Origin of the sequence: Nonomuraea guangzhouensis (genome assembly GCF_019396345.1) — a bacterium.
Classification (GTDB): domain Bacteria; phylum Actinomycetota; class Actinomycetes; order Streptosporangiales; family Streptosporangiaceae; genus Nonomuraea; species Nonomuraea guangzhouensis.
Window position 1 is genome coordinate 15569 of record NZ_JAHKRM010000019.1, and the last position, 24326, is coordinate 39894.

Genomic DNA, 24326 nt, shown 5'->3' on the forward strand with positions numbered 1-24326 from the left:
CAACTAGCTTATATCAACAAGTTTAGTTATGGTGGGGCCCATGCCTACACCACGCACCATCGCGCTCTACCCGGACCTGCCGCTCACCCTGTCCGAGGCCGGAAGCGGCCGGCCCGTCCTGATCCTGCACGGCGGTGGCGGCCCCGCCACCGTCGCCGGACTCGCCGGCCATCTCGCGCGGACCACCCACACCATCGCCCCCACCCACCCCGGCTGGGACGGCACCCCCCGCCCCGACTGGTTCACCGGCATCGACGACCTCGCCCTCGCCTACCTGCACTACCTGCACGACCATCAACTGTCCGACGTGCTGGTCATCGGCTCCTCACTCGGCGGCTGGACCGCCGCCGAGATGGCCGTACGCGACAACGCGGGCCTCATCACCGGTCTCGTCCTGATCGACCCCGTCGGCGTTCACGTGCCCGCCGAACCGATCAGAGACTTCTTCACCCTCGACGCCCGCAGCGCCGCCGAGTACTCCTGGCACGCCCCGGACCGCTTCTACGTCGATCCGGCCGGCATTCCCGCCGAGCAGATCGCCCTCCGGCAGGCGAACATGGCCACCATGCGCATCCTGGCCGGCGACCCCTACATGCACGACCCCAAACTCGCGCACCGCCTGGCCCGCGTCCACCTGCCCACCCTGCTGCTCTGGGGTGAGAGCGACCGCATCGCCACGCCCGCCTACGGCACGGCGTACGCGGCCGCCTTCGGCGACGCCCGGCTTGAGATCATCCCCGAGGCCGGCCACCTGCCCCAGATCGAACAACCGCAGGCCACCCAAGCGTTGATCGACGCCTACCTAAGCCCAATTTTGGGTGCGGCTCGCATACCCACCCAGCAGTACTGAGTCTCGCCCGTGGTGGTGAAGATGACGGGCATCTCCTCGGAGATGCCGGATCCGGCGAAGTACGCGGCGAAAATCGTGTCCGTCACCGGCTTCAGCTCCGATTCGAGGGGCGGGGAGACGCCGGCCGCGTCATCGACGAATTCGTACCGTACGTGCGGCTTGCCGTGCTGTTCGCTGACCGTGATGATGACGCCCGTACGCCGGTAGGTGCCGAAGAACGGGGTCGCGTCCACCGTGATGGGCGGGTTCGCGGGGGCGAAGGGCTCGGGCATGATGATGCCGAGCGCGCCGAGGAGTTCGGTGAACAGCTCCACGTACAGGGCGCGCGCGTTCCCGCTGTTGGTCATCAAGGAGATCGCGACGCCGCTGCCGGGGAAGATCCGCAGGAGGGCGTGCTGGGAGACGGCGGAGCCGTCGTGGCCGAACCCGCGGAAGCCCTCCTGGTCGTACAGGCACCAGCCCAGCCCCCATGCGTCGGCGGAGACGGTCCATCGGTCGGGGGAATCGACCTCCCGACGCTGCATCGCGGCAACGGATTCGGCGGACAGGACGCGGGTGCCGTCGGGCGCCACGCCGCCGTCCAGGTGCATGCGCGCGAAGCGGACCATGTCACCGGCCGAGACCAGGACCCGTGCCGCCGGGCCGGTCGAGCGGGGCTGGATGTCCCAGACCGGGGCCGGGTCGGGGTCCTGTCCCGGCGCGCCGAGGTGGCCCATCGCGGCCCGGTACCGCAGCGCCTCTTCCGGCAGGGTCATCGAACGCTCGAGTCCCAGCGGGGTGAACAGCATGTCCTTCATCGCCTGGTCCCACGTCTTGCCGGTGAGCACCTCGATGATGCGGCCCAGCACGACGAACCCGAGGCCGGCGTAGGACGCCGCGGTGCCCGGCGGGAGGGCCAGCGGCACCTGCCGGGCGGCTGCGACGTACTTGGCGAGGCAGTCGTCGCCGCGGCCGGTGTCGTGGTGGAAGTCATTGGTGAGTCCGCCGCTGTGGGACAGCAACTGCCGGACCGTGATGACCTCGGTGGCCTCGGGGTCCGGAGTGCCGAACTCCGGCAGCACGTCCACGACCCGCGCGTCCAGGTCGAGTTTCCCCTCGTCGACCAGCCGCATGATCACGGTGGCGGTGTAGACCTTGGCGATCGATCCCGACTGGAACACCGAATCCGGCGTCACCTCCACACCCGTCGCCCGGTTCAGCACTCCCGAGGCCAGCTCGTGGATCTCGCCGTCCACCAGCACCGCCAGCGCGGCTCCCGGCACATGGTGCTTGGCGCGCAGGACGTCCAGCCGCTCCTGCCAGTGCGCCACGAAGCGTTCTTTGCTCTCAACGTTGGACATTTCAGCTCCTTCGGTCTTGTGTGCACCCGACGATGCCCACGACCGCTGTCAGCGAGCTGATGTGGCGCTGTTACGGGGTTTCGAAGCAGGTCGTCACGGCTTGGCCAGCGGGATGATCCTTCGGTACTTGCCGCCGGGCGCCTGCTGTGGCGGCTCCTCGGCGCGTTCGAGTGTGACGTCACCGACCTTGTGCTCGGTGAGCAGGTGGGTGATCTCGCCGCGCACCGCCTGCCACACCCGTTCGGCGTCGGCGCCGTCCTCGGGCCGCAGGCGCACGCGCAGTGTGGTGGGCTCGGTCTGGACGATCTGGAACTGTTCGATGCCGGGGGCGCGGTCCAGCAGGGTGCCGAAGGCCATGGGCGAGATGCTGATGTTCTCGCCGCGACCGGTGGGGAAGGTGAGCATGTCGGCGGCGCGGCCCCGCACCTGGATGGCGGGCAGCGGGCTGCCGCACGGGCAGGGATCGGGGCGGAGCAGAACGCTGTCACCGAGGTCGTAGCGCAGGATCGGCTGAACGCGGTTGACGAGGTTGCTGAGCAGGACCGTGTGCGACAACTCGCCCGGCGCGACAAGCTGATGGTCCGCGTCGACCGGTTCGAGCACGGCCCAGTCGCTGTTGACGTGGTACCAGCCGTGCCGGCAGCCGACGCTCAGGAAGCCGCACTCGGTGGCGGCGTAGGCGACGCGCACCTTGGCACCGAACGCGGTGGCGAGCCGTTCCAGGTCAGCCGCCGTCGCCGTCTCACCCCCGACGATGATCAGCACCGGGTGGATGCTCAGGCGACCGGCTTCCTGCTCGCCGGCCAGCAGCGTGAGCATGCTCAGGAAGCCGACCAGGATCGCGGGGTTGTACCGGTCGAGCTCGGCGGTGAGCTCCGGCATCGGCTGGTGTATCGAGAAGGTCCGCATCGCCCGGCCGAGCAGCGGGCTGTCCCGCTGGAACCGGGCCGTCCCGGCGGCACTGAGAAAATGACCGCCGGGTGCGGACATGATGGCGCTACGGCCGGCGCGGGCGAGGGTGCGGATGACGTCGCCGACCCCCACACCGGCGCTGGCGCGTGACCCGAGGGAGGTCTCCACGGCCATGCTCCGCTGATCTATCAGGAAGATGCCGCGCACCCCACTGGTGCCGGTGGTCGTGGCCACCAGGTACTTGCCGCAGAACCGCTCCCCCACGAGGGCGGGGTCGGACACGAACGCCTGAACTCGCTCAAGGGTCACCTCACGGTCGGTGACCCAGTCGTCGAAGCGGCCCATCAGCAGCTTCTTGTTGGTGACCGGCAGCAGCGTGGGGTCGTCGACCTGCTCCGGCAGGTCCCGGTACAGCTCGCGGTAGTACGGCGAGTTGGCGCGGGCGTAGGCCACCATCTCGACCAGGTGGGCACGCTGCCGCCGCGCGATCGCCGCGGGACCTTCGCGCATGGCGCGGCGCGCTTCGCGGGCGAGTTGTCGGCCGGTTTCTTGCATTATGGGGTGGTCCTTTCTCCAGTGAGCGGGATGTCGCCCTCGTCAGGCGGTGCGGAGACCATGGGCGCCGGTCGTACCGAGAGCAGGCCGGACATGGCGATGTCGAGGCCACGCTGGGTGGCCTCCCACAGCTCCTCCTGCGACCGGCCGAGCTGGACGCTCGCCAGGCCGGTCTGCTGAATGGCGCCCAGCAGGGATCCGGTCATCGCCGCCGCCGTGATCAGGTCCAGTTGGCCGGGGAACGCCTTCACCAGCTCGTTGGCGATCCGCTGCTGCAGCTCCATCAGCATGTACAGGCTCTTGGCCTGGAGCGACGGCGTGGTCATGACCAGCCGGGCCGCCGCCGACAGCTCCTCGGGCTCCCGGCGGGGAATCTTGGGCCGTCGGTGGGCTCTGTACTCCTGGACCATCCTGCCCAGCACCTCGCCCGGGCTCTCTTCCGGCCGGCGTTTCGCGATCGCCTCGAACATCACGTCGTAGTCCTGCTCGACGTCGACGAACAGCACGTCGTCCTTGCCGCGGAAGTAGTTGGAGAACGTCTTGGGGTCCACGTCCGCCGCCGCGGCGATCTGCGCCATCGTCGTCTGCTCATACCCCTGCTCCTCGAACAGCGCGATGGCCGCCATGACGATCCGCTGTCGAGTCAGCCGCTTCTTCCGCTCGCGCCGCGTCTCCTGCATACTCCAAATATACGCATACAAGAATTTTCCCTGCAACCGGAATTTTGCGCATCGCGCAGGTTAGTCGCGGAAGGCGAGCGCGTGCTCGGCCGCCCACGAGCGGAACGTACGCGCCGGGAACGCGGTGACCTTCTCCACCGTGGCGGTGACCGGGGCCGGGCCGTTGGCCATGTCGGCCTGGGCGCGCAGGATGCCGTCCACGGCCTCGGGTGGCCAGCCGCGGGCCAGCATCTCCCGCCGGGCATCCTGCGGGGAGGTCTCCTCCCAACGCACCGGGCGGCCGATCGCCTCACCGATGAGGCGCGCCTGCTCGGCCTGGGTCAGCGAGTGCGGCCCGGTCAGCTCGTACACGGCGCCGTCATGTCCGTCCCCGGTCAGTGCCCGCACCGCGACCGCCGCGATGTCCCGCTCGTGCACCAGGGACATCGCGGCCTGGCCGTACGGCGCGCGCACCACGCCCTCCGCGCGGATCTGCTCGGCCCAGCGCAGGGTGTTGGCCGCGAAGGCGTGCGGGCGCAGGATCGTCCATTCCAGCCCGGACCGTTCGATCAGCCGCTCGGCCTGCCGTTCATGCTCACGCACCGCGGCCGATGACAGATAGACCACCCGGCGGGCATGCTCGGCCGCCATCGCCAGCACCGCCTCCAGCCCGTCAGCCGAGGCGAACGGCCAGACCAGGAACACCGCCTCGACGTCCGCGACAGCGGGGTGGAGAGAATCGAGCACCGACAGATCACCGCGCACCCTCTCCGCAGCGGCCGGTCCTCGGGTGAGCGCGCGAACCTGGGCTCCGGCCTCGATCAGTTGCGCGGCCACCTGACGGCCGACCGTGCCGGTCGCTCCAGTGACCAGAATCCGTTGTGGCATCCGATGCCTCCTCTTGAAGGATCAACTGATGCTCAAACGTAGGAGGGCCGGAGGGGATGACCAATGCTTTGACGTGCGGGATTCATACGCGATCGTCTACATGACGATCGTCAGGCCGCCCTTTCCAGGTCGTCATAGGTCACCCGATGCGCCAGCGGCAGTCCGGCGGCCAGCCGTTCCAACTCGTCCACCACGGCGGCGCCCATCCGGGACAACTCATTGCCGTGCGAACCGGCGAGGTGCGGGGTGAGGAAGACGTTGGGCAGGTCGAACAGCTGCGAGTGCGGCGGCAGCGGCTCCGGCTCGGTGACGTCGAGGATCGCCGACAGCCGCCCCGACTTCAGCTCGGCCACCAGCGCGTCGGTGTCCACCAGGCTGCCCCTGGCCGTGTTGATCAGCACCGCGCCGTCCGGCATCAGCTTCAGGCGTTCGCGGTCCAGCATGTGCCTGGTCTCCGAGGTGGCCGGGGCGTGCAGGCTGACGATGTCGCTGCGGCTGAGCAGCTCTTCGAGTGACGCCTGCGGGATCCCGTCCACGCTGGTGTAGGGGTCGTACAGGCACAGTTCCAGGTCGTAGGGCGCGAGCAGGTCGATCACCTTGCGGCCGATCCGGGAGGCGCCGACGATGCCCACCCGCCTGCCGTTGTTGCCGACCGAGGCCTGGATCTGGGCGAGGGTGAAGGTGCGCTCGCGCCGGTAACGCTCGCCCAGGGTGAAGATGCCCTTGCCGGCCAGCAGGATCGCGCCGACGGTGTATTCGGCCACCGGCACCGCGTTGGCGTCGGCCGCCGAGGAGATCAGCAGGTCGCGCTCCCAGCAGGCCGGGGAGACCAGGCTCTTCACCGAGCCGGCCGCGTGCAGCACGGCCCGCAGCCTGGGGGCGGCGGCCAGCAGCTCCTCGTCCAGCGGGGGGCAGCCCCAGCCGGTGATCAGGATCTCGGTCTCGGCGAGGGAGTCGAGGGACAGGCGGGGATCGTCGAACCGCTCGGCGACCAGCGTCACGTCGATGTCCGCGATCGTGTCCAGACGTCGCAGCAGGGGCGCGGGGAAGAGCAGCGCGAGGTGTTCCTCGTGCATGGCGAACAGCGCCTTCGGGCGGGTGGACACGGAGAAGCCCTCCACTTCGTAGATATCGGTTTCTACGGTAGAACCACGGCCGCTCAATGGTCAACGCTTGCCTGGGAAGCCAGAGTTGGCGCAGGTAGTCGCATCACTCTTGATCAAAGCGTGGTCAAATGTAACATATCCGTAACGCATTCTTGTGGGACGAGCTGTGCGGTCGTAGCGTTCGCAGAGACCGGTTTCTATCGCCGGGCAGCTCCGCCAACCATCGCGGCGGATGTCAGCGCGCAGAACTGCCGTGATGCCCAATCTGGAGGAATGTCATGAACGGCACCCGATGCCACCGGCCGAGTGCGGCGAGAGCGCGGTCCTGGCGATGAGCAGGGTAGAGACCAGGCAGGTGACGCAAGTGAGACCGCCGTCAGAGCCGCCGCCCAAGAGCAAGCGCCGCACCCGGGTGAGCCTGGCGGCCGGGCTGCTCGCGCTGCCGGCGGTCGTCTACTTCGTGGTCTTCAACTACCTGCCCATGGCCGGTCTGGTGGTCGCGTTCAAGTCCTTCGACGTCTCTCAGGGCATCTTCGGCAGCCCCTGGAACGGCCTGGAGAACTTCAGGTACTTCCTGGACTCCGGGGACGCGGCACGGATCATGTTCAACACGATCTTCCTCAACGCGCTGTTCCTGGCCACGACCCTCGCCGCGGGGGTCACTCTGGCGATCATGCTGAACGAGATCCGGAGCACGCTGTTCAAACGGGTCTCCCAGTCCGTGGTCTTCTTCCCCTACTTCGTCTCCCCCGTGGTCATCAGCATCATGTTGCAGGTCTTCCTCGCGGGCGCCTCCGGCGGCGGCGGGGCCGTCAACGACATGCTGAACCTGTTCTCCCTGCCCACGCTGGACTGGTACACCGAGCCGGGACCGTGGCCGTGGATCCTCACCGTGGTGAAGGTCTGGCAGCTGGGCGGCTACATGAGCGTCATCTTCCTGGCCGCGATCACCGGGATCCCCGAGGAGGTCTACGAGGCCGGGATGATCGACGGCGCGTCGAGGGCGCAGATGGCCTGGCGGATCACCCTTCCGCTGCTGCGGCCCACCGCGGGGGTCCTGACGGTGCTGGGCGTCGGCCGCATCTTCTACGGCGACTTCGGCACCATCTACGCGATCGTCGGCGACAACGGCACCCTGTTCGACACGACGGACGTCATCGACACGTACGTGTTCCGCGCCCTGCGTCAGCTCGGCGACTTCGGCACCACCGCCGCGGTGGGCCTGTTCCAGTCGGTGGTCGGGTTCGTCCTCGTGGTGATCGCGGTCATGATCCAGCGCAAGTACGCCAAGGAGACCAGCGTCCTATGAGCCGTAGAAAGCTGGAGCCCTTCACGATCATCAGCATCATCGGCGTCGGATTCGCCGTGCTGGCCTGCGCCGTCCCGTTCTGGCTGATCATCTCGGGGTCCTTTGCCAGTGAGGTGGACCTGGCGGTGACCGGGTACAGCCTCTTCCCCTCGGCCTTCGACCTCACCGCGTACAAGATGATCTTCACGGGTCCGGCGGTGCTCGACGCCTACATCGCCAGCGTCTTCATCACCGTGGTCGGCACCGCCCTGTCCCTGGCCGTGACCTCGGGAGTGAGCTGGGTCATCGCCCGGCGCCTGCCGTACATCAGCCGGCCGCTGACCATCTTCGCCTACCTGCCGATGCTGTTCACCGGAGGGCTCGTACCGCTGTACCTGCTGGTCACGCAGTATCTGCACCTGCAGAACAGCTACTTCGCGGTGATCCTGCCGCTGCTGGTCGCGCCGTTCCTGGTCTTCATCCAGGTGAGCGCCTTCCGTCAGCTCCCCGCGTCGATCTTCGAATCGGCCAAGGTGGACGGCGCGGGCGAGCTGCGGATCTTCTTCCAGATCGCGCTGCCGCTGTCCAAACCGATCCTCGCCGTCGTGGGCCTGTTCTACGCGGTGCACTACTGGAACGAGTGGTTCACCGCGCTGCTGTTCATCGACGACGTCCACAAGTTCCCGCTCCCCCTGGTCCTGCAGAACCTGATCTCCAACATCTCGTTCACGCAGATGCTGCCGCAGCTCGCCGAGCAGGCGACGCCGGTCTACCAGCTCCGGCTGGCCCTCACGGCCGTGACCATCGGCCCGATCCTGCTGGCCTACCCCTTCGCCCAGCGCTACTTCGTCAAAGGCATCACCCTTGGCGCCACCAAGGGCTGACCTCGCTCGCTCCCCCCATCAAGGAGACACCGTGTCTGATCAGAACCTGTCTCGGCGCGGCCTGCTGAGCGCCGGAGGTGGCCTCACCCTCGCCGCGCTCTTCGCCGGTGCCGGCTGCTCTTCGTCGCAGCAACCGGCGAGCGGCCAGAGCAGCGCGCCCGGCAAGGCGCTCACGCTCAGCCTGCTGCTCCCCGGCGACGTGCCGGCCGGCTGGGACGCCGTCCTGGCCGAGGTCAACAAGAAGCTCCAGGCCGAACAGGGCTTCACCATCAAGCCGCAGTTCATCCCGTGGGCCAACTACGGCCAGCAGGCGCTGCTGAAGTTCACCGCCGGGGAGACCTTCGACACCGCGCTGCAGGCCCGCTGGCTCAACATGACCCAGCTCGCCGCCAGCGGCTCGATCGTGGAGCTGAGCTCCCTGCTCAGCAGCGGCAAGTACCCCAACCTGACCGCCACCATAGACCCCAAGATCATCGAACTGAACCGATGGAGCGGCAAGCTGTACGGCCTGCCGCAGATCAACTCGGTGGCCCGCTTCCACCACTTCGCCATCCGCCAGGATCTGGCCGACAAGTACGGCATGAGCGAGATCACCGACTTCGCGGGCCTGGAGAAGTTCTGGTACGACGTCAAGCAGAAGGAGAAGGGCGTCACCCCGATCGCGGTCAACTCCCGCATGCCCAAACTGCTGGTCGCGTGGAACCCGGTCGGCTGGCTCAACCCCTCCATGTGGGAGAACCCCCGCACGAGCATCTCGTCCTTCACCGGCGACTCGCTCGCCTTCGTCCTCGCCGCCGACGGCAAGCAGACCGGCTCCGCCAACCCGGTGCCGTTCTGGGAGGCGCCGGGCATGCTGGACGCGCTCCGCCTGGTCCGCAAGTACTACCAGGACGGTCTGATCAACAAGAACGCGCTCACCGTGGACTCCAAGGCACTCGAATCCCAGTTCAAAGCCGGCCGCTTCGCCACGGGCTGGGCCATGACCGACGGCCTGACCTCGCAGATGCTGCCCGAGCTGACCAAGAACGTCCCCGGTGCGATGCTGTCCAACGTGGTCCCGCTCAAGGGCGGCAAGGACGCCAAGCCGTACCAGACCTTCCAGGCCGACAACTTCCTCGTGCTCAACGCCAAGGGGCAGAGCAACGAGAAGGCCATGCAACTGGAGGAGTGGCTGTCGATCAAGGAGAACCACGACCTGATCACGTACGGCATCCAGGGCAAGGACTGGAACCCGGTCGGCGACGACAAGTACGAGATGCTGTCCACCTACACCTTCCCGGGCTTCGCGCTCTCCTGGCGGGCCAAGCTGGAGCGCCGGATCAAGGACATGACCGCGTCCGAGTCGGCCTGGTTCGACTGGGCGCAGAAGGCGGACAACTTCACCATCGACCCGTACGCCAGCTTCACTCCCGACCCCGAGCCGGTGAAGCGGGAGAACACCCAGGTCACCGCCGCCATGACGCAGTTCGCCAACCCGCTGTTCATCGGCGCGGTCGACGTCGACCAGGGGCTGGACAAGCTGAAGAAGGCCCTCGACCGGGCCGGCCTGGCCAAGCTGCAGACCGAGATGGCCAAGCAGGCCGACGCCTACCTCAAGGGGCAGTGACCACCGCGCCCTCCTGGATGGATCTTCCAGGAGGGCCTACTTGACCTTGTCAAAAATGTCGGGCCGGGAGAACAGATAGCCCCGGGACAGCGGCCAGTAGCGCACCACGGCCTTGCCGATCACCGCGTCCTCCGAGATGAAACCGCCGCCAGGCTCCTGCATGTGACCCCGGGAGTCCAGCGAGGCGCTGCGGTGATCCCCCATCAGCCATAACTTCCCCGCCGGCACCGTGACGGCGAACTTCCTGCCGGATGGGTAATCGCCGGGGTAGAGGTAGGACGCCTCCTCCAGCGGCGTGCCGTTGACCGTGAGGCGCTTCTTGTCGTCGCAGCACACCACCTTGTCGCCGCCGACGCCGATGACCCGCTTGATGGTGTCCACGCCGCCCCAGCCCTTGAACACCACGATGTCGCCGCGCTCCGGCTTACCCGCGAGCTTGTTCACGAACACCTGGTCATCGATCTGCAGGGTGTTCTCCATCGACCCGGAAGGGATGTAGAACGAGCCGACCACGAACGCCTGCAGCAACAGGGCGATGCCCACAGTCAGGAGGAGCAGCAACAGCGTCTCGCGGAAGCCGCCCTTCTTCTTCTCTTTCCCCACGCCCTCCGCCTTCTTGGTGACGGGACCTTGGCGAGCTACCGAACTCGGCAACCCTATGCCATATAGATCTTTCTCCGTCATAAAGCCGGCGTCCTGCTGTGCCTGTCCGGGAGGCTCAGGCTCGCGAGGAGGTCAGCGTCGCCATCAACCCGCTAGGGCCGGCCGCGCGCCGCGTCGTCGGTGCTTATGCTCTTGTAGATCCCGTACAGGGTCTCCAACCCCCCAATGACCATCAAGACCACGCCGACCTTGGACGGCGTGAAGATGAAGATCTCCACATCGAGTCCGAACAGCCATAGCGCCAGCCCCGCCACAAAGGTGATCGAACCAGTGAGGAGAGTCTTGCGGGCAGAGGCCATGAGCGATCCTTTCGGCTGAGGTGACAGGCGCACCGAATCTTCAACAGACCCTAGACAGGCCCGGCCCGTACGGCCTCCTGCCGGTTGAGGAGATCGGGCTACATCGTTCGGCTGACAACCGCTTCGGCTCGGGAAAGTTCGCGTACGGTCTGTCGAATTCGCGTCGCCCGTCCGACGTAGAGGCGTACCGACCAGACACACAGCCAAGGAGACCCCCTCATGGCCCAGTACGCGATCCTCATCTTCGACAACGCCGAAGCCGGCGACTACACCCCCGAGCAGCAAGCGGCGAGCCAGCGGCACGCCGACGACCTCGTCGACTCCGGCGCCATGATCGCGGCGTACGCGCTGCGGTCCGCCGACACCGCCACCTCGTTGCGCGGCGACGTGATCACCGACGGACCGTTCATCGACTCCAAGGAAGTCATCGCCGGCGTCTGCGTCATCGAGGCTCCCGACCTGGACGCCGCCCTGGACCTGGCGCGTCGTAACCCCGCCGTCCAGTGGGGTCGTGGCGGTGTGGAGGTGCGTCCCGTCGCGGGCAGCATCCCGCCCAGCGCCCGATGACGGCCGCGGCGGACGCAGCGGACGCTGGCCAGGCGGTCGCCGACGCGCATCGGGGCGAGTGGGCTTTCGTGCTCGCCGCGACAGTACGCATCGCACAGGATCTGGACCTGGCCGAGGAGTGTGTACAGGAGGCGTATGCCGCAGCGCTCTCGGCCTGGGAACACGATGGGATCCCCACCAACCCCGCGGCATGGCTCACCACCACGGCCAAGCGCCGCGCGATGGACGCGATCCGCCGCGAACGAACCTTCCGCTCGAAGCTGCCCCTGCTGGTGGAGCCCGAAGCGACTGTCGACGAGCCCACTCTGGGCAGGGTGACCGCGGTGGAACTGGAGGATGCCGTACCCGACGAACGGCTGCGACTCATCTTCACCTGCTGCCATCCCGCACTCGCGCAGGAGGCACAGCTCGCGCTCACACTGCGACTGGTGTGCGGACTGCCAACACCGGACATCGCCCGGGCGCTGCTGGTGTCGGAACAGACCATGGCCGCCCGGATCACCCGAGCGAAGAAGAAGATCACTATCGCCCGCATCCCCTACCGGATCCCACGCCCGGCGGACCTGCCGGACCGGCTGGCAGCCGTACTGGGCGTGCTCCACCTGCTGTTCACCGCCGGGCACACGGCACCCTCCGGCCCCACGCTCATGCGCACCGACCTGGCTGACCACGCGCTGCACCTGGCCCGCGCGCTGCGGGAGCTCATGCCCGACGAGCCCGAGGTCCGAGGACTGCTGGCGCTGCTCATGGTCACGGACGCCCGACGTACGACCAGGACCAGCGCTGACGGTCGGCTGCTGCGACTTCAGGAGCAGGACCGTTCGCGGTGGGACCGTACCGCGCTGGCCGAGGCGCATGAGCTGATCGTGGCCGGGCTGCGCGGCGGTCGCGCCGGGCGCTACCTGCTGCAGGCGGCGATCGCCTCGCTGTACGCCGAGGCGCCGTCGTACGAGCAGACGGACTGGCCACAGATCGTGGCACTCTACGACAGACTGCTGACGCTCTGGCCCTCACCGGTCGTCGCACTGAACCGGACCGTGCCGGTGTCGATGGTCCATGGACCGGCGGTCGCCTTGGCGCTGGTCGAGGCGCTGGAGCGGGATGGGCGGCTCTCCCGGTACCAGTACCTGCCGACGATCAAGGCGGATCTGCTTCAGCGACTCGGGCGTACGGATGAGGCGGCGGTCGCATACCGACTGGCGCTGGAGTTGACTGACAACAAGGTTGAGCGGGCGTTCCTCGCCGGGCGTCTGACTGATCAGGGGGACAGGGTCGACACGATGTCTCGGCAAGCCGCATCTACCGATTGAGCGCACTGCATGCCCCTGAACAGCCTGGCCGAGGTGGAGTGCGCTGAGCTGGGAGATGGGCCTGCTGAGGCGATCAGCCGCTTCCGCGACCGCGCCCGGGTGCTGCGCGCCGTAAACCTGGACGCCCGCGCCCCGGAACCCACCCCTTCTGACCAGTTCCCTGGAGCACCACAAGTCCCGACACGGCGGCAGTTTCCACCGCGCCCACTCCCGGAACCGTGGCCGTCACTCCTGCGATGGGTAGTACTGGTGAGGTCGCGTATTCAACTGTCGCGGGTTCTCGATGCAGAAGGGCGCGGCAGTAACTGATCGTGATCTCCAGCGGCAAACCGCTTCATGCGCCTAAATCAGTCAACACGGCGGAAGGCCGCGCGGTAGTCCCTCGGGCGTCGTCCAGTGTGCTTGGCGAAGAGGGCGGCGAACGTGCTGGGGTCCCTGTATCCGACCGCGGCGGAGATGCTGCCGACGGTTCGGTTCGTGGCCTCAAGGAGGTGGCGGGCGCGACGGACACGCGACGACTGCAGGTACTCCAGCGGGCTCTGGCCGGTCTCGTCCGCGAAGCGCCGCAGCAGCGTCCGAGTGCTGACCTTGAACGTGTCCGACAGCGCGGCGAGGTCGTATCGGGCGGCAAGGTTTTGGTCGAGCCATCGCATGACCTTGTGGGAGAACGCGTTTCCGGGCTGCGGAAGAAATTGCGCGTCAACGTATGGGGTCTGGGACGTTCGCGCATCGTCGACGAGCGCCACCCGCGCGGTTGTCCGTGCCACGCCGGCACCACTGTGTTGACGGATCAGATCCAGCGCGAAGTCGTACATGGCGCTGAAGGCCGCTGTTGTCGTCACCCCGGTGTCGGTGACGACCAGACGCTCAGGCCGGACGTCAGCATCCGGATAGCGTCGAGCCAGTTCGTCCGCGAGGAGCCAGGCTGTCGTAGCCCGGCGTCGGTTGAGGAGTCCAGCCTCGGCGAGCAGGAACGCACCGACACAGATCGAGACGACGACAGTGCCCGCAGCAGCGTGCGAGCGGATCGCCGCAATTTCCGGGGCGAGGGGTGCGAGCTTCGCGTCCACGTCGAGGCCCGGCACGAGCTCGAACCCTGGCACAACAAGGACATCTACCTCGCGCAGCGGAGAGACGTCCAACACCGCACCACCCGATGCCGCGACACGACGACGAGGCGAAACGATCGACACCTCGTATCCGGAGCCGTCCGGACCGGCAACGTGCGTGGCCATCGTCAAGAGATCGGGTACGCCGAACACCTCGGACGCGAAGCAGCCTGGATAGGCGAGGACACCAACCCGTAGCGGGCTCACGCTCGCCTCCTCATCATCAGCCTATGGCGAGATTACCCGCATACATGGCGATGTCGCCTCTCGCCCTCCGCGGGGCATCGGTCCACGCTGTCACCATGAGCGCTGCCAGCGGACGACTTGACGACATGATCACGGACTTCTCCCGCCGACTCGTGGATGTGGAGGGGGTGGTGAAGACGGTGTACGCTGCGGGTTCCGGGCCGGCCGTCGTGTTGATGCCGGAGATGCCCGGCATCAGTCCTGATGTCCTTCGACTGGCGCGGTGGGTGCGAGATGCGGGCTTCACCGTTTATGTCCCCTCACTCTTCGGGATCGACGGTGCCTACCCCACGGTAGAGGGTGGTACGGAGGTCGTCCGCCGCGCGTGTGTCAGTGCCGAGTTCCGCGCGTTCGCCGGGGGCGGCACCAGCCCGGTCACGGCATGGCTACGTGGGCTGGCGCGCCAAGCCCATGCCGAATGCGGCGGTCCGGGAGTCGGCGCGATCGGATTGTGCTTCACCGGCAACTTCGCTCTCACCATGGCCCTTGAGCCGGCTGTCATCGCGCCAGTGGTCAACCATCCGTCGCTGCCGCTGGACGACCCTGCCGGACTCGAGATCAGCGACGAGGACGCGCGCGCAGTCCGAGACCGCATCGCGCGCGAGGGTCTGAAGGTCCTTGCCTACCGCTTCGACGACGACCGCTGGTGCACCGGCCAGCGCTTCGCCGCCTACCAGGCGCTCCTCGGCGACGCCTTCGAGGGCCGTGTCCTTCCGGGCAGTTCCGCGAACACCAGCCCGCCACCGTTCTTCGGCGACGTGGTCGGGTCCCCCCATAGCGTGGTCACCGCCCATCTCGTCGACGAGGACGGACATCCCACGCTGAAGGCCAGGGACGAGATCATCGCCTTCCTGACCGACCGCTTGAGCCCGTTCGGACATTCCGCGACGACATGCGGCTAGCGGCACACCCCGCCTGGGCGGCGGGGGTCAGTACTGGTGGGACCGTCTATTCAACTGTCGTAGGACCTCCAGTCGGAATGCTCGTATACCTGGGCGGCCGCCTACGGTCAGTCCAAACTGGCCAACCTGATGTTCACGTACGAGCTGCAACGCCGCCTCACCGCGCATGGCGCCGCCACGATCGCCGTCGCCGCCCACCCGGGCCTGGCCGCCACCGACCTCGTCCGCCACATGTCCGCCGTCGTCCGTCCGATCCTGTTGGCGACCACCCAGCCCTCGGCCCTGGGCGCGCTGCCTGCCCTACGCACGGCCACCGACCCGGGCGTGCTCAGCGGCCAGTACTACGGCCCCGACCGGCTGGGCGAACGACGCGGCCACCCACGCCTGGTCACCTCCAGCCCGCAGTCGTACGACCTGACCATCCAGCAGCGGCTGTGGACGGCCTCGGAAAACTCACCGGCACGAAGTTCCCGCTGTGACACGCCCGACATTGGAGGCCCGCATCAACACCGGGCACTGGCCCGACCCCGACCCGGTCGCACTCAACAGCCGTGCTGCGGCAGTAACCGACTACGTCTGAGGCTGGGCGTTCTTCACCCGGTCGCGTACCACTGCGGTGCCCAACCAGCGGTCATGAAGGACACGGCCCTCCGGGTCGATGAGCGTCCACAACCCGTCCGCGAAGAGGCACAGCAGCCCTACCCCGGGGACGAAAGCAAGGAGCGGGAAAGCCATCGTGCGAAGAGCCACCCTGCCCGCGCCCAACCGTCCGCCCGGCCCTGCGGCGACGACACGCACACCCAGGAGCCTCTTGCCCAACGTCCGCCCCCACAGGGCATGCGGCACCCAGAAGTAGAGGAACAGCCCGGACGGGATGGCCAGGTCAGCGGGCCTCACGCTGCTCTGGAACACGCCGACATGCTCCAGAAGTCCGTACCCCACGTGAGACCCGGGCCCGATATCGACCACAGCCCAGAGCGGCCCCACGACGATGCCCAGAACCCCAGTTACGATCAGGTAGTCGGCCAAGGCCGCCGCCGCTCGGCGCCATGCCAACCCGGTCTGTGACGGGACCGGTTCTTCTCCGCTGGAAGGGCGCATCGCCCGCGACGCTGCGAGCACCAGCACCGCAGCCATCAGCAGACACAGCTGGGTGATCCCCCAAGCGCCGGCCATTGCCCTGAACCAAGCAGAGCTCAGCAGCGGGATCGTCTCGGGGCAAATCGAGTCGCGGTACGGCGAGACGAGGGGCCCGGTCACCGAGATCAGGACGAGGAGTCCCGCCACCCGCCGGGCGGCTACCCCGCTATCCCTGCGGGCGAGACAGGCGAGGAGACCGAGGAGGACCACAAGGGCCGGAAGCGCCCCCTCCGCCGTGATCTCCATGACCGCATCGAGATCGCGGCGCAGAGGGGCAAGCGGGGACAACGTCGGTCCACCACTGAATTGGCACACGTACCCATAAATCTGCTTGGGCTCCCCATGGGTCTGGGCGAACTTCTCACTATCGAGTCGCTCGCGCCACAGCTCCCATGTTGGGAAAGCGGCAACGACCACAGCTGCCGTCCATGCCGACAACGCCAACCACGATAATCGGGAAACCTGCAACAAAATGATCCTTTCGCCTTGGGAGCATCACTTTACCGATGGCTCCTCCAACGAAAGGGCAGAGATGCTCTCGGATGAGACCACGCCACGGGGCGTCCGACGCTAATACTCGGGCGTCCTTTGTGATCACTCTCTGGCCCTCTTGCGGATCAGACTTCTGATCGAAGGGCCAGAACTAGTTGCCAAGCATTAGTTGACGGGTTCCTTAGAAAGTCCTCTCCAGTTGGATCGAGTTGGCGAGCCCTAAGGCAGGCCGCTTCCAACCCATGGAGGAAATCGGAAAATCGAGTATTCCCCTTCGCTCCAGCCTGGCGCCACAGATTTCAGCTTGCGTTTCGCCTCGTTCGCCGACAGAAACGGTCGAGTGCAGTCTGTGTGATGCATAATCAACCAGACCTCGAAACATGGCGTCGACAGGCAGAGGTCAATCGAACCACGCTTGGCCTCACTTATCAGCGCCGACGCAAGGGCCTCGTCCAGCTCCGTGTCCAATACGCACCAGACGGCATCGTACTCGTCCGATCGTCTAGCAACAGCATGCCGGATTATGGAAAGATGATCGACCTTGGGGGCGTCAACGTCAATATGAGGCCCCTGTCGCGACCGCATCCCTACGAAGTAATCCTTCTCAGTCTTTCCTTCGCAGAGGACCAGGAAGCTCGCACGCTCTTGCCGCGTTCCCTTCTTCTTGTGCTCAAGATCGGTATCCGTCCGGATGCCTCCCTTCCCCGTCTTAGCTGTTCGAGGGGACATCGTCCACCTCTCGACGTTCAGCTAGTGCGGCAGCGAAGAGTTCATCACTGACGATCGGAACGGCCCCATAGCGACCAGCCAGGTATCGGCGTTCACGGTTGTCTTCACGACGCGGCTTGAAGTCCGAAAGTGAAAACAGTTCGGTAACGCCGCATTCATTCTTTTCAGTGAACCAGACGTGGTCGCGTTGTAGCACTTCCTCGCCTTGGATCCGTCCGAGGAGAGTGGCGTCATGGCTGCTAAAAATCAGCTGAGCGCCGTGTATATTAACATCTTGATCGCGGAACAATCTTACAAGCTGTGCAGTCAAGTAAGGATGCAGGCTTGAATCCAGCTCGTCAACGATGAGCACCGATCCAGTGTCTAGCGATCTGAAAACACCGAGCCCAAGATCGTACAGCGTTTGCGTCCCCAAAGACTGGTCTCTCAGATTTAGCGGAAACGTGCCGCTTTCACCTCGATGTCGGAAGAGTACATCCTTGCGCCGTGTTGGCGAATGGCCGCCAAGTCCCTTAATGCGCGCGGACCTTTGGGCTAGCTCTGCATCACTTTCCTCCACGATCTCCGCAGATTCGATACCGGTATCTGCGGCCTGAAGTAGAGATGTCATTCTTTCCAGATAGCCGAAACGCTCCAAAGACTCGACAAGTGTACTCAGGCGCGAAAATCGAAGAATTTGGGGGTTGCGATAAATCACCTCGGTAAACCAATCATAGACCGGCCGAACCAAATCCTGCTTTGAGCGCGCCGCGACGGAGAGAAACAGCACATTCGATTCTGTGATCGCTGCTACCTGGTGCATGGAAGCGGGAGATTGGTCGCCGATTGAATAATCGTCACCCCGTCTATGAAAGATCTCCCTCTTCTTCTTTTTTGGATAGCTGAACATCCACTCTTCGACCACTTGTGAGTCGTCAACCGCGAAGCCGTAAGTGTATCGAATTCCTCCAAGGAGGATATCAGTAACATATGTTGACGGCTCATCACGCATAGCCGGATCCAATGCGAATGAATGGCGCGAAATCCCGGTTCCTGGTTCGCTCTCTCGAAGGGAACCGCGCACCATGTTGCGCATATATGCCAAAGCGTCCAGCACATTGGACTTACCGGAAGCGTTGGCGCCGAAAAGGGCCGCGACAGGGACCGCTTCCCAACCGTCTCCAGGATCATCTTCCCCGTAGGTAGGGGTTAGTAGTAGCTGTTGCTCGTCACGAAGCGAGCGGTGATTGCTGACGCGAAAACTCAGCAGCATTGCCCGGCTGCCCTCCTCATCACGGGGCGCAAACCCCTTCTCGCGCGGAAGAACCGCACGCCAGGATGGGAGCAACTCTACGTGACCAGATGGCTTGGTGTCTCGTTGGATCCTCCATGAGTGGCTCGACCAGCCGCCGAAACTGCGATGCAGATGCCCATTCCATCCGAATACGTATACAAGATGTTCAAAGGGAGATCAGTCCGAGGATCACCCTGACGGGATGGCATCTGGCTGCAGCCTTGACATAGCAGGACGAGGAAGCACGCCAGCAAGCTGTTATGCACCTGCACAACGCAGTGTTACGTCGAAGGTTCCGGAGTCGGCGGTCGTGCCTGCGGCTCGGTTAGCGGATCGCGCTACCGTCACGATGTACAGGCGCCTCTTTGCCAGTGAATCTTGCTCAAGCTCGGGTTGCTGCCACTACGCCTCTACCATGATCCGATGCGCCAGGCCGACCCGAAACCCTACTGGAACACCAACGTCGCCCGGCACCCGGGCATCCTCCGCGCCGTCCCCGAAGGATGCGGCGACACGCTGGACATCGGCTGCGGAGACGGCCTGCTCGCACGGAAGCTGACCGAGCGGGCAAAACGCGTCACCGGCATCGACAACTCACCACAGATGATCACCCGCGCCCGTGAACTCGCCGCCGACCACCCGGACCTCACCTTCGTCGAAGGAGACTTCCTCACCGCCGACCTGCCCACCGCGGGCTACGACTTCATCTGCTCGGTATCCGCGATCCATCACATGAACTTCGAGGCCACCCTGACCCGCATGCGCCAGATGCTGCGCCCCGGCGGCACGCTGATGGTGGTCGGCCTGGCCCGCGAGACGACCCCGGCGGAGTGGGCAGCGACGATCGCGGCTGCCCCCATCGTGCGGATCACCAAGGTACTGCGCCGCGCGCACAGCCCGGAGGGGATGCCGGCCACCGACCCACAGATGAGCTACGGACAGGTACGAGCCGCAGCGCGGCTACTGCTGCCCGGCATGCGCTATCGCCGGCACGTGCTCCGCCGCTACTCGCTGACCTGGGAAAAACCCGGCCGCTAGCTGCGCTGCTTGGAAAGGAAGGCCGGCCAGGGCGCTGACGAGTCGGTCCTTGGCAAGCTTGGGCTGGTCGGTCACGCCACAGGTGCCCTCGCCGTCGCTGCTGTGGACATTCCAGAGATAGAAACCGTCGGCGTCGCCTGCTGGGTGCGGCTGTGGGGAAGCGCACGGAACGTCGTGGAGGCCAGGTCGGGTCACCCGGCCGGAGACCTGGATGGGAAAGTCGTCTCGGCTCATGAACAGCGACGCTAAGAGCCCCGGTGCGGTGTGCCTGGGACGGGCGTACAGGTAAACGATCCGTACTTCGGTGCGGGTAGCCCAGCCGGTAGGCGCTGACCGTCGTCAGCAGGGGCCGCTCGGCGTCTTCCGCAGCGGCCAAGGAACGGTCGGCAGCCGACCAGGCCAGGTCGAGCTCGCCCACCCGCGCGAGGATCGTCGCTCCGCAGTGGTAGACGAGCGCTCTCAGGGTGTCGGCCGCGCGGCGATGCTTGCGCGGTACCGCCTGCCGACCTCTTTCCGAGGCCATGATCAACCTCGGCAGCCGCCGGCCCGCCTCGTCGTACCGAACTGACTGATACAGCCGTTCACCCGGTGCAGTTCAGTCCGCATCCACCGTAGGCTCTCGGCTTGGCTCGACCTCGGCGAGAGCACGTCATAACGGAGCATCGCCGCCCGGATGGCCTCGCCCGCCTCGTAGCGCGATTCGCCGGCCTGGTGGGCGACGTCGGTCAGTTCGGCGACGCTCACCCGAAGCACGTGTGCCAGCTCGACCAGCACGCTATGGCTGTCGACGCGCCTCACACCGCGTTCCACCTGGCTGAGCCAGCTCTCCGACCGGCCGATGAGCCCGGCGACGGCCTGTTGCGACAGGCCGCGCCGCCGCCGTTGCCGGGCGACACGTCGGCCGATCTCGTGCTGAGCGTCCATCAGCCCCCAAGCTAGGCGGATATGCCGCCGATCAACTGGTCCAGCTCGGTGAGGACATCGTCCCAGGTAGGCATGCGTTTCTCATAGGGCGCTGCGGGATCGAACAGCACGCGCACACCCATTTGCCGGAGTACGTCCAGGTTGTTGATGAAGGCCGGGTGCGTGGCTAGGGCGGGCTTGAGCATGGGCACGGCGATGATCGGCACGCCGTAACCGGTCAACTCGCACAGGAGACCGAGCGCGAAGTTGTCCGTGATCCCCGTCGCCCACTTGTTGATCGTGTTGAACGTCGCCGGGGCAGCGATCACGGCGTCCGCTTTCGGTGGTTCCTTGCCATCACCGGGCATCCGAAAGTCGCTCCGTACCGGCTCGCCGGTCAATTCCTCGATCCGCGGATGATCGAGGAAGCGCACGCCCAAGGGGGTGGAGACGACGAACACCAGCCAGCCTGATGCTTGCGCTTGGACCACGAGATCGGCGATCGGTCCGGCGTGAGAAGGAGCCGCGCTGGTGACGAGGTACAACACCGACACGATCGTCAGCCTAGTTCGTCCGTATCGTGACGTCCCTGGAACAGAGCCAGCAAACGGGTGGACAGTCCACGCGCGTCCGTAATCGTGGTTAGCAGCCACATTCGCAAGATCATGATGCGCGCACCACTGGCCTACCCTGGGCGCATGCCCGCGCACGAGCTACCGGATCCAGCCTTACCCGACCTTTCCGCCCTGTGGCGATCCCGTTGGCCGGACTGCCCGCCCATCGGCCATGAACTGCGTGCTGACCCCGACTGCTGGGTGCGCTTCGACAGCTTGCCGGATTCCAAGCGTTACGCGGAGACGGAGACCGAGTACCGGACGATACTCCACCGCTACAACACCGTCCTGACCGAGATGTTCGCCGACCAGGAGGTCTACGTCACCACGGTCACCTACGTCATGGACGAAGGCATCACCGATCTGACGCCCTTCGATGCGCACGCCCTCAACCCCGGCTCGCGCCTATGGACTCGGGTACGCGAGGACGACGACCTCGAACCGGAGTGCACCATGCATGTGCACGTCGGCCGTCAGAAATGGAACCCAGGCATCATGGACCCCCTGCTGCGGGCGGTCGCCGACGACCTGTGCGACGGCGTCATCATCACGGACACCGGCCTACGCCGCATCTACCACCCTTACGACGGTGGCGCCGACGTCATCATGGCCAACGCTGACAAACGCGATCAGCTCAAGGAGACCCACGCCAGCTGGCTTCCAAGGATCCGAGACAGGCGCTGATGAGCCCTTGATAACGAGTGAGAACGTGATCGTCCACAGCGGTCCACGACACTCCGGCAACCCAGCTCTCGCATCACCATGAAGGTCTGCGTCAATCTCCGACGCCCCGCGAGAGGCCAACAAAATTGTCGGCCTTGAAGGCCATGATCAATGACGCACATGCCCCGCGTTGTTCAAGGAGTGCCATGGCTGCTACCGACGATGTCGGATGGTGGATCGTCGGCTGGGACGAGTGGACAGACCTCGACCTGATCCGCGCCCGGCTCGCGGCGGGCGCGGATCCCGACTCCGGCGTGCGCATCTTCGCAAAGCCGCTCCACATCGCGGCTGAGCGGGGATCCCCTGAAGTGGTCGCCGAGCTGGCCATGCGCGTCAACGACGTCGACGCCGAGCATCGAGGCCGTACCGCGCTCTGGATGGCCGTCTTCGAAGGCCGCGTAGACAACGCCCGAGCCCTCGTCGCCGCTGGAGCGGACCCGTGGCGCCTCATGATGGACGGCTGGTCCCCCGGCCGCCTCAGCCTGGCCGGCCCCACTCCAGACCTCTTCCCCGCCCCCTCACCGGAGATCGGTCTCTCCGAAGCCGAGGCCGCCACAGCGGCGGAAGCCAAACGTCTGATCCCGGCGCTGGGCGACTTCTATTACGACGGCCTGAGCCTGGCCTGCGTGGCCGACGTCAGCGCTGCCGAGGCGACGGCACGTCTGGAAGCCACACCTGCCGACGACGTGAACATCGACGCCCTTTACGAGGCCTGGTGGAACATCCCGGACGCCGACATGATCGTCGGCATGACCGACGTACCCGGCGGCTGCGTCATCACCCAACCCTGGGGATACACCCCATCCACCCTCGGCGTCGTCAAGCGCATCTCGCCGGGCACCGTCTGCTACAGCATGTACGCCAATCCCAAGGGCGGCATCTTCGGGCACATCGCCCGAGACGGCGCGGTCGTAGCCTGGGAGCCGGACAGCGCCTACATGGTCCCCCCTGACGCCGGGGCCGACAAGATCCTCGCTGCCCACCTCTACCGCAACCACCCTGTAGCGTTTTGCTGCGCCGGTGCAGACTTGCGTCTGGCCGACGCTCGGCCGATCACCGGCCCACCCGATATCTGGCTGCGACTGCCCGAGCGGGACTACCACGTCTGACGTACGGACAGTAGGGGACCTCTGCTCGGGCGCCATCGATCAATTCAGGAATTGCTGCGTTCGAGAGGCTTCACGTCTGTTTCCGGCCCTCGGCGACTCCTCTAGAAAGACCCGGAACGCCACGGACTGCGGCCAAGAAACCCCAATCGCCCGAACTATTTCGCTGAGATCACCTCAGTGGAACGACAACCCTCGGCCGTTCACGTGGAAGAAAGCCGCCGCCGAGATCCTCGACTCCCTCGCCCAATATTGTCGACGAATTTCAGGCGCAGGACGGTGGACACTCACCTCCTGTCTTCTGCGAGGGCTCGCGACGGCGTGAGCAGTGTGGACAGTGCCCAGCGGCCGGGTCCGAGGACGGCGACGAGCAGGAACCCCCAGCAGAAGAGCGCGGCCTTCTCGCCGCCGTTCTCGATCGGGAACAACGCTTGCGGCTGGTGGACGATGAAGTAGGCGTAGGCCATGGTGCCCGAGCAGATGACGGCGGCGGCACGGGCGGCCAGTCCGAGCAGGACGAGGGCGCCGCCGATCAGCTCGATGACAGCGGCCCACCATCCGGGCCATTGTCCGAAGCTGGGTGCCGGGCCCTGCGGCCCGCCCAGCACGTCGAAGAGTGTGGCGGCGCCATGGCAGGCGAACAGCAGGCCTATCACGGACCGATACAGGGCAAGGAACAGATCCTGATTCTTCTTCAACAGTTCCACCGCACTGCCCTTTCTCAGGAATGGATTCGAAAGCATGGGAGCGCTCCCAAACAGATTCTTCAGCCCTGTCGAACCTGTCAACACCGCCCGCTTTCGAGGGCCGTTCCAAAACGCGCGCCATGTGCGCCACAGGGCCAAACTCACGGGCGTAGGCGTGCACTTCCGTGAAATTTTCATCAGCGCATGGAAACGCTGCCGCTCCAAGATCGCGGCAGTGGGCTCGAGAGGCAGATCGCGATGTGAACACGAACGGCGTGTTGTGCCTGGAACAAAGGCTGAGGATGCCTTTCTGCTCCGGCCCCGGCGCACTGCCCGGCACGCCAAGAATCTGTTCAGTTCCGAGACAGCCCGGCACACCCCAACTGGCGACCTGCCCGTCCTGTCGGCCCGCAGGCTGCGCTCCTCCTGGGAGTTCCG

At 66.0% G+C, this 24326-nt stretch carries 24 protein-coding genes; 10 read left to right on the forward strand and 14 right to left on the reverse strand.

What is annotated here, in order from left to right; genetic code table 11:
• Positions 1 to 40: 40 nt before the first annotated feature.
• Positions 41 to 850 (forward strand): alpha/beta fold hydrolase, encoded by an 810-nt coding sequence (locus KME78_RS34815; protein ID WP_219533686.1) that lies wholly within the window; start codon positions 41 to 43, stop codon positions 848 to 850.
• On the opposite strand, the gene KME78_RS34820 is transcribed toward KME78_RS34815, so the two are convergent.
• From KME78_RS34820 to KME78_RS34840, 5 genes are all read right to left on the reverse strand, one after another.
• Positions 799 to 2190, reverse strand: a complete 1392-nt coding sequence (locus tag KME78_RS34820; RefSeq protein WP_219533687.1) for a serine hydrolase domain-containing protein — start codon at positions 2188 to 2190, stop codon at positions 799 to 801. The two genes, KME78_RS34815 and KME78_RS34820, sit on opposite strands and share 52 nt — an antisense overlap.
• A gap of 93 nt (positions 2191 to 2283) precedes the next feature.
• Positions 2284 to 3657: a phenylacetate--CoA ligase family protein gene (locus KME78_RS34825; protein WP_219533688.1), complete on the reverse strand. Its 1374-nt coding sequence runs from the start codon at positions 3655 to 3657 to the stop codon at positions 2284 to 2286.
• Positions 3657 to 4337: a TetR/AcrR family transcriptional regulator gene (locus KME78_RS34830; protein ID WP_219533689.1), complete on the reverse strand. Its 681-nt coding sequence runs from the start codon at positions 4335 to 4337 to the stop codon at positions 3657 to 3659. The genes KME78_RS34825 and KME78_RS34830 overlap by 1 nt, the downstream gene beginning before the upstream one ends.
• Before the next feature lie 60 nt (positions 4338 to 4397).
• Positions 4398 to 5204 carry an NAD(P)H-binding protein gene (locus tag KME78_RS34835; protein ID WP_219533690.1) on the reverse strand — a complete coding sequence of 269 codons (807 nt, stop codon included), beginning with the start codon at positions 5202 to 5204 and terminating at the stop codon, positions 4398 to 4400.
• 110 nt (positions 5205 to 5314) lie between these two features.
• Positions 5315 to 6310, reverse strand: a complete 996-nt coding sequence (locus tag KME78_RS34840; protein WP_219533691.1) for a hydroxyacid dehydrogenase — start codon at positions 6308 to 6310, stop codon at positions 5315 to 5317.
• A 364-nt stretch (positions 6311 to 6674) separates the two neighbouring features.
• Between KME78_RS34840 and KME78_RS34845 the strand changes: the two genes are divergently transcribed.
• From KME78_RS34845 to KME78_RS34855, 3 genes are read left to right on the forward strand one after another with little or no spacing between them, the layout of a single operon-like run.
• Positions 6675 to 7619 (forward strand): ABC transporter permease, encoded by a 945-nt coding sequence (locus KME78_RS34845; RefSeq protein WP_219533692.1) that lies wholly within the window; start codon positions 6675 to 6677, stop codon positions 7617 to 7619.
• Positions 7616 to 8482 carry a carbohydrate ABC transporter permease gene (locus KME78_RS34850; protein WP_219533693.1) on the forward strand — a complete coding sequence of 289 codons (867 nt, stop codon included), beginning with the start codon at positions 7616 to 7618 and terminating at the stop codon, positions 8480 to 8482. Before KME78_RS34845 ends, KME78_RS34850 begins: the two co-directional genes overlap by 4 nt.
• Before the next feature lie 31 nt (positions 8483 to 8513).
• Positions 8514 to 10088, forward strand: a complete 1575-nt coding sequence (locus tag KME78_RS34855; protein ID WP_219533694.1) for a DUF3502 domain-containing protein — start codon at positions 8514 to 8516, stop codon at positions 10086 to 10088.
• A gap of 36 nt (positions 10089 to 10124) precedes the next feature.
• Here KME78_RS34855 and lepB read toward each other — a convergent pair whose 3' ends face one another.
• Positions 10125 to 10691, reverse strand: a complete 567-nt coding sequence (gene lepB / locus KME78_RS34860; RefSeq protein ID WP_308127246.1) for a signal peptidase I — start codon at positions 10689 to 10691, stop codon at positions 10125 to 10127.
• A gap of 152 nt (positions 10692 to 10843) precedes the next feature.
• Positions 10844 to 11050 (reverse strand): DUF5708 family protein, encoded by a 207-nt coding sequence (locus KME78_RS34865; protein WP_219533696.1) that lies wholly within the window; start codon positions 11048 to 11050, stop codon positions 10844 to 10846.
• Between the two features lie 219 nt (positions 11051 to 11269).
• Here KME78_RS34865 and KME78_RS34870 point away from each other — a divergent pair, with 219 nt between their 5' ends.
• Positions 11270 to 11617 carry a YciI family protein gene (locus KME78_RS34870; RefSeq protein WP_219533697.1) on the forward strand — a complete coding sequence of 116 codons (348 nt, stop codon included), beginning with the start codon at positions 11270 to 11272 and terminating at the stop codon, positions 11615 to 11617.
• Positions 11614 to 12927 carry an RNA polymerase sigma factor gene (locus KME78_RS34875; protein WP_219533698.1) on the forward strand — a complete coding sequence of 438 codons (1314 nt, stop codon included), beginning with the start codon at positions 11614 to 11616 and terminating at the stop codon, positions 12925 to 12927. The genes KME78_RS34870 and KME78_RS34875 overlap by 4 nt, the downstream gene beginning before the upstream one ends.
• A gap of 347 nt (positions 12928 to 13274) precedes the next feature.
• On the opposite strand, the gene KME78_RS34880 is transcribed toward KME78_RS34875, so the two are convergent.
• On the reverse strand, positions 13275 to 14243 hold the full coding sequence (locus tag KME78_RS34880) for a GlxA family transcriptional regulator (protein WP_219533699.1): 969 nt from the start codon (positions 14241 to 14243) through the stop codon (positions 13275 to 13277).
• Positions 14244 to 14368: 125 nt separating this feature from the next.
• On the opposite strand from KME78_RS34880, the gene KME78_RS34885 reads away from it, so the two are divergent.
• Positions 14369 to 15184 (forward strand): dienelactone hydrolase family protein, encoded by an 816-nt coding sequence (locus tag KME78_RS34885; RefSeq protein WP_246652619.1) that lies wholly within the window; start codon positions 14369 to 14371, stop codon positions 15182 to 15184.
• 570 nt (positions 15185 to 15754) lie between these two features.
• On the opposite strand, the gene KME78_RS34890 is transcribed toward KME78_RS34885, so the two are convergent.
• The 3 genes from KME78_RS34890 to KME78_RS34900 form a co-directional block, all read right to left on the reverse strand.
• Positions 15755 to 16570, reverse strand: coding sequence for an RDD family protein (locus KME78_RS34890; RefSeq protein WP_219533700.1), 816 nt, complete (start codon positions 16568 to 16570; stop codon positions 15755 to 15757).
• A gap of 465 nt (positions 16571 to 17035) precedes the next feature.
• Positions 17036 to 17545 carry an RloB family protein gene (locus KME78_RS68165; RefSeq protein ID WP_219533701.1) on the reverse strand — a complete coding sequence of 170 codons (510 nt, stop codon included), beginning with the start codon at positions 17543 to 17545 and terminating at the stop codon, positions 17036 to 17038.
• Positions 17526 to 18797 carry an AAA family ATPase gene (locus KME78_RS34900; protein ID WP_219533702.1) on the reverse strand — a complete coding sequence of 424 codons (1272 nt, stop codon included), beginning with the start codon at positions 18795 to 18797 and terminating at the stop codon, positions 17526 to 17528. The genes KME78_RS68165 and KME78_RS34900 overlap by 20 nt, the downstream gene beginning before the upstream one ends.
• Positions 18798 to 19241: 444 nt before the next feature.
• Between KME78_RS34900 and KME78_RS34905 the strand changes: the two genes are divergently transcribed.
• Positions 19242 to 19856, forward strand: coding sequence for a class I SAM-dependent methyltransferase (locus KME78_RS34905; protein WP_219533703.1), 615 nt, complete (start codon positions 19242 to 19244; stop codon positions 19854 to 19856).
• Between the two features lie 525 nt (positions 19857 to 20381).
• Here KME78_RS34905 and KME78_RS34910 read toward each other — a convergent pair.
• Positions 20382 to 20780: a helix-turn-helix domain-containing protein gene (locus KME78_RS34910; RefSeq protein WP_219533704.1), complete on the reverse strand. Its 399-nt coding sequence runs from the start codon at positions 20778 to 20780 to the stop codon at positions 20382 to 20384.
• Between the two features lie 11 nt (positions 20781 to 20791).
• A complete protein-coding gene (locus KME78_RS34915; RefSeq protein WP_308127247.1) occupies positions 20792 to 21313 on the reverse strand; it encodes a flavoprotein in 522 nt (173 codons plus the stop codon).
• Positions 21314 to 21457: 144 nt separating this feature from the next.
• Here KME78_RS34915 and KME78_RS34920 point away from each other — a divergent pair, with 144 nt between their 5' ends.
• The gene (locus KME78_RS34920; RefSeq protein ID WP_219533705.1) at positions 21458 to 22057 is read left to right on the forward strand and encodes a DUF3885 domain-containing protein; all 600 of its coding nucleotides are present in this window, start codon (positions 21458 to 21460) and stop codon (positions 22055 to 22057) included.
• Between the two features lie 185 nt (positions 22058 to 22242).
• Positions 22243 to 23205, forward strand: a complete 963-nt coding sequence (locus tag KME78_RS34925; RefSeq protein WP_219533706.1) for an ankyrin repeat domain-containing protein — start codon at positions 22243 to 22245, stop codon at positions 23203 to 23205.
• Positions 23206 to 23489: 284 nt separating this feature from the next.
• Here KME78_RS34925 and KME78_RS34930 read toward each other — a convergent pair whose 3' ends face one another.
• Entirely contained in the window at positions 23490 to 23909 is a 420-nt protein-coding gene (locus KME78_RS34930; RefSeq protein ID WP_308127248.1) for a DoxX family protein, read from the reverse strand.
• Between the last annotated feature and the right edge of the window lie 417 nt (positions 23910 to 24326).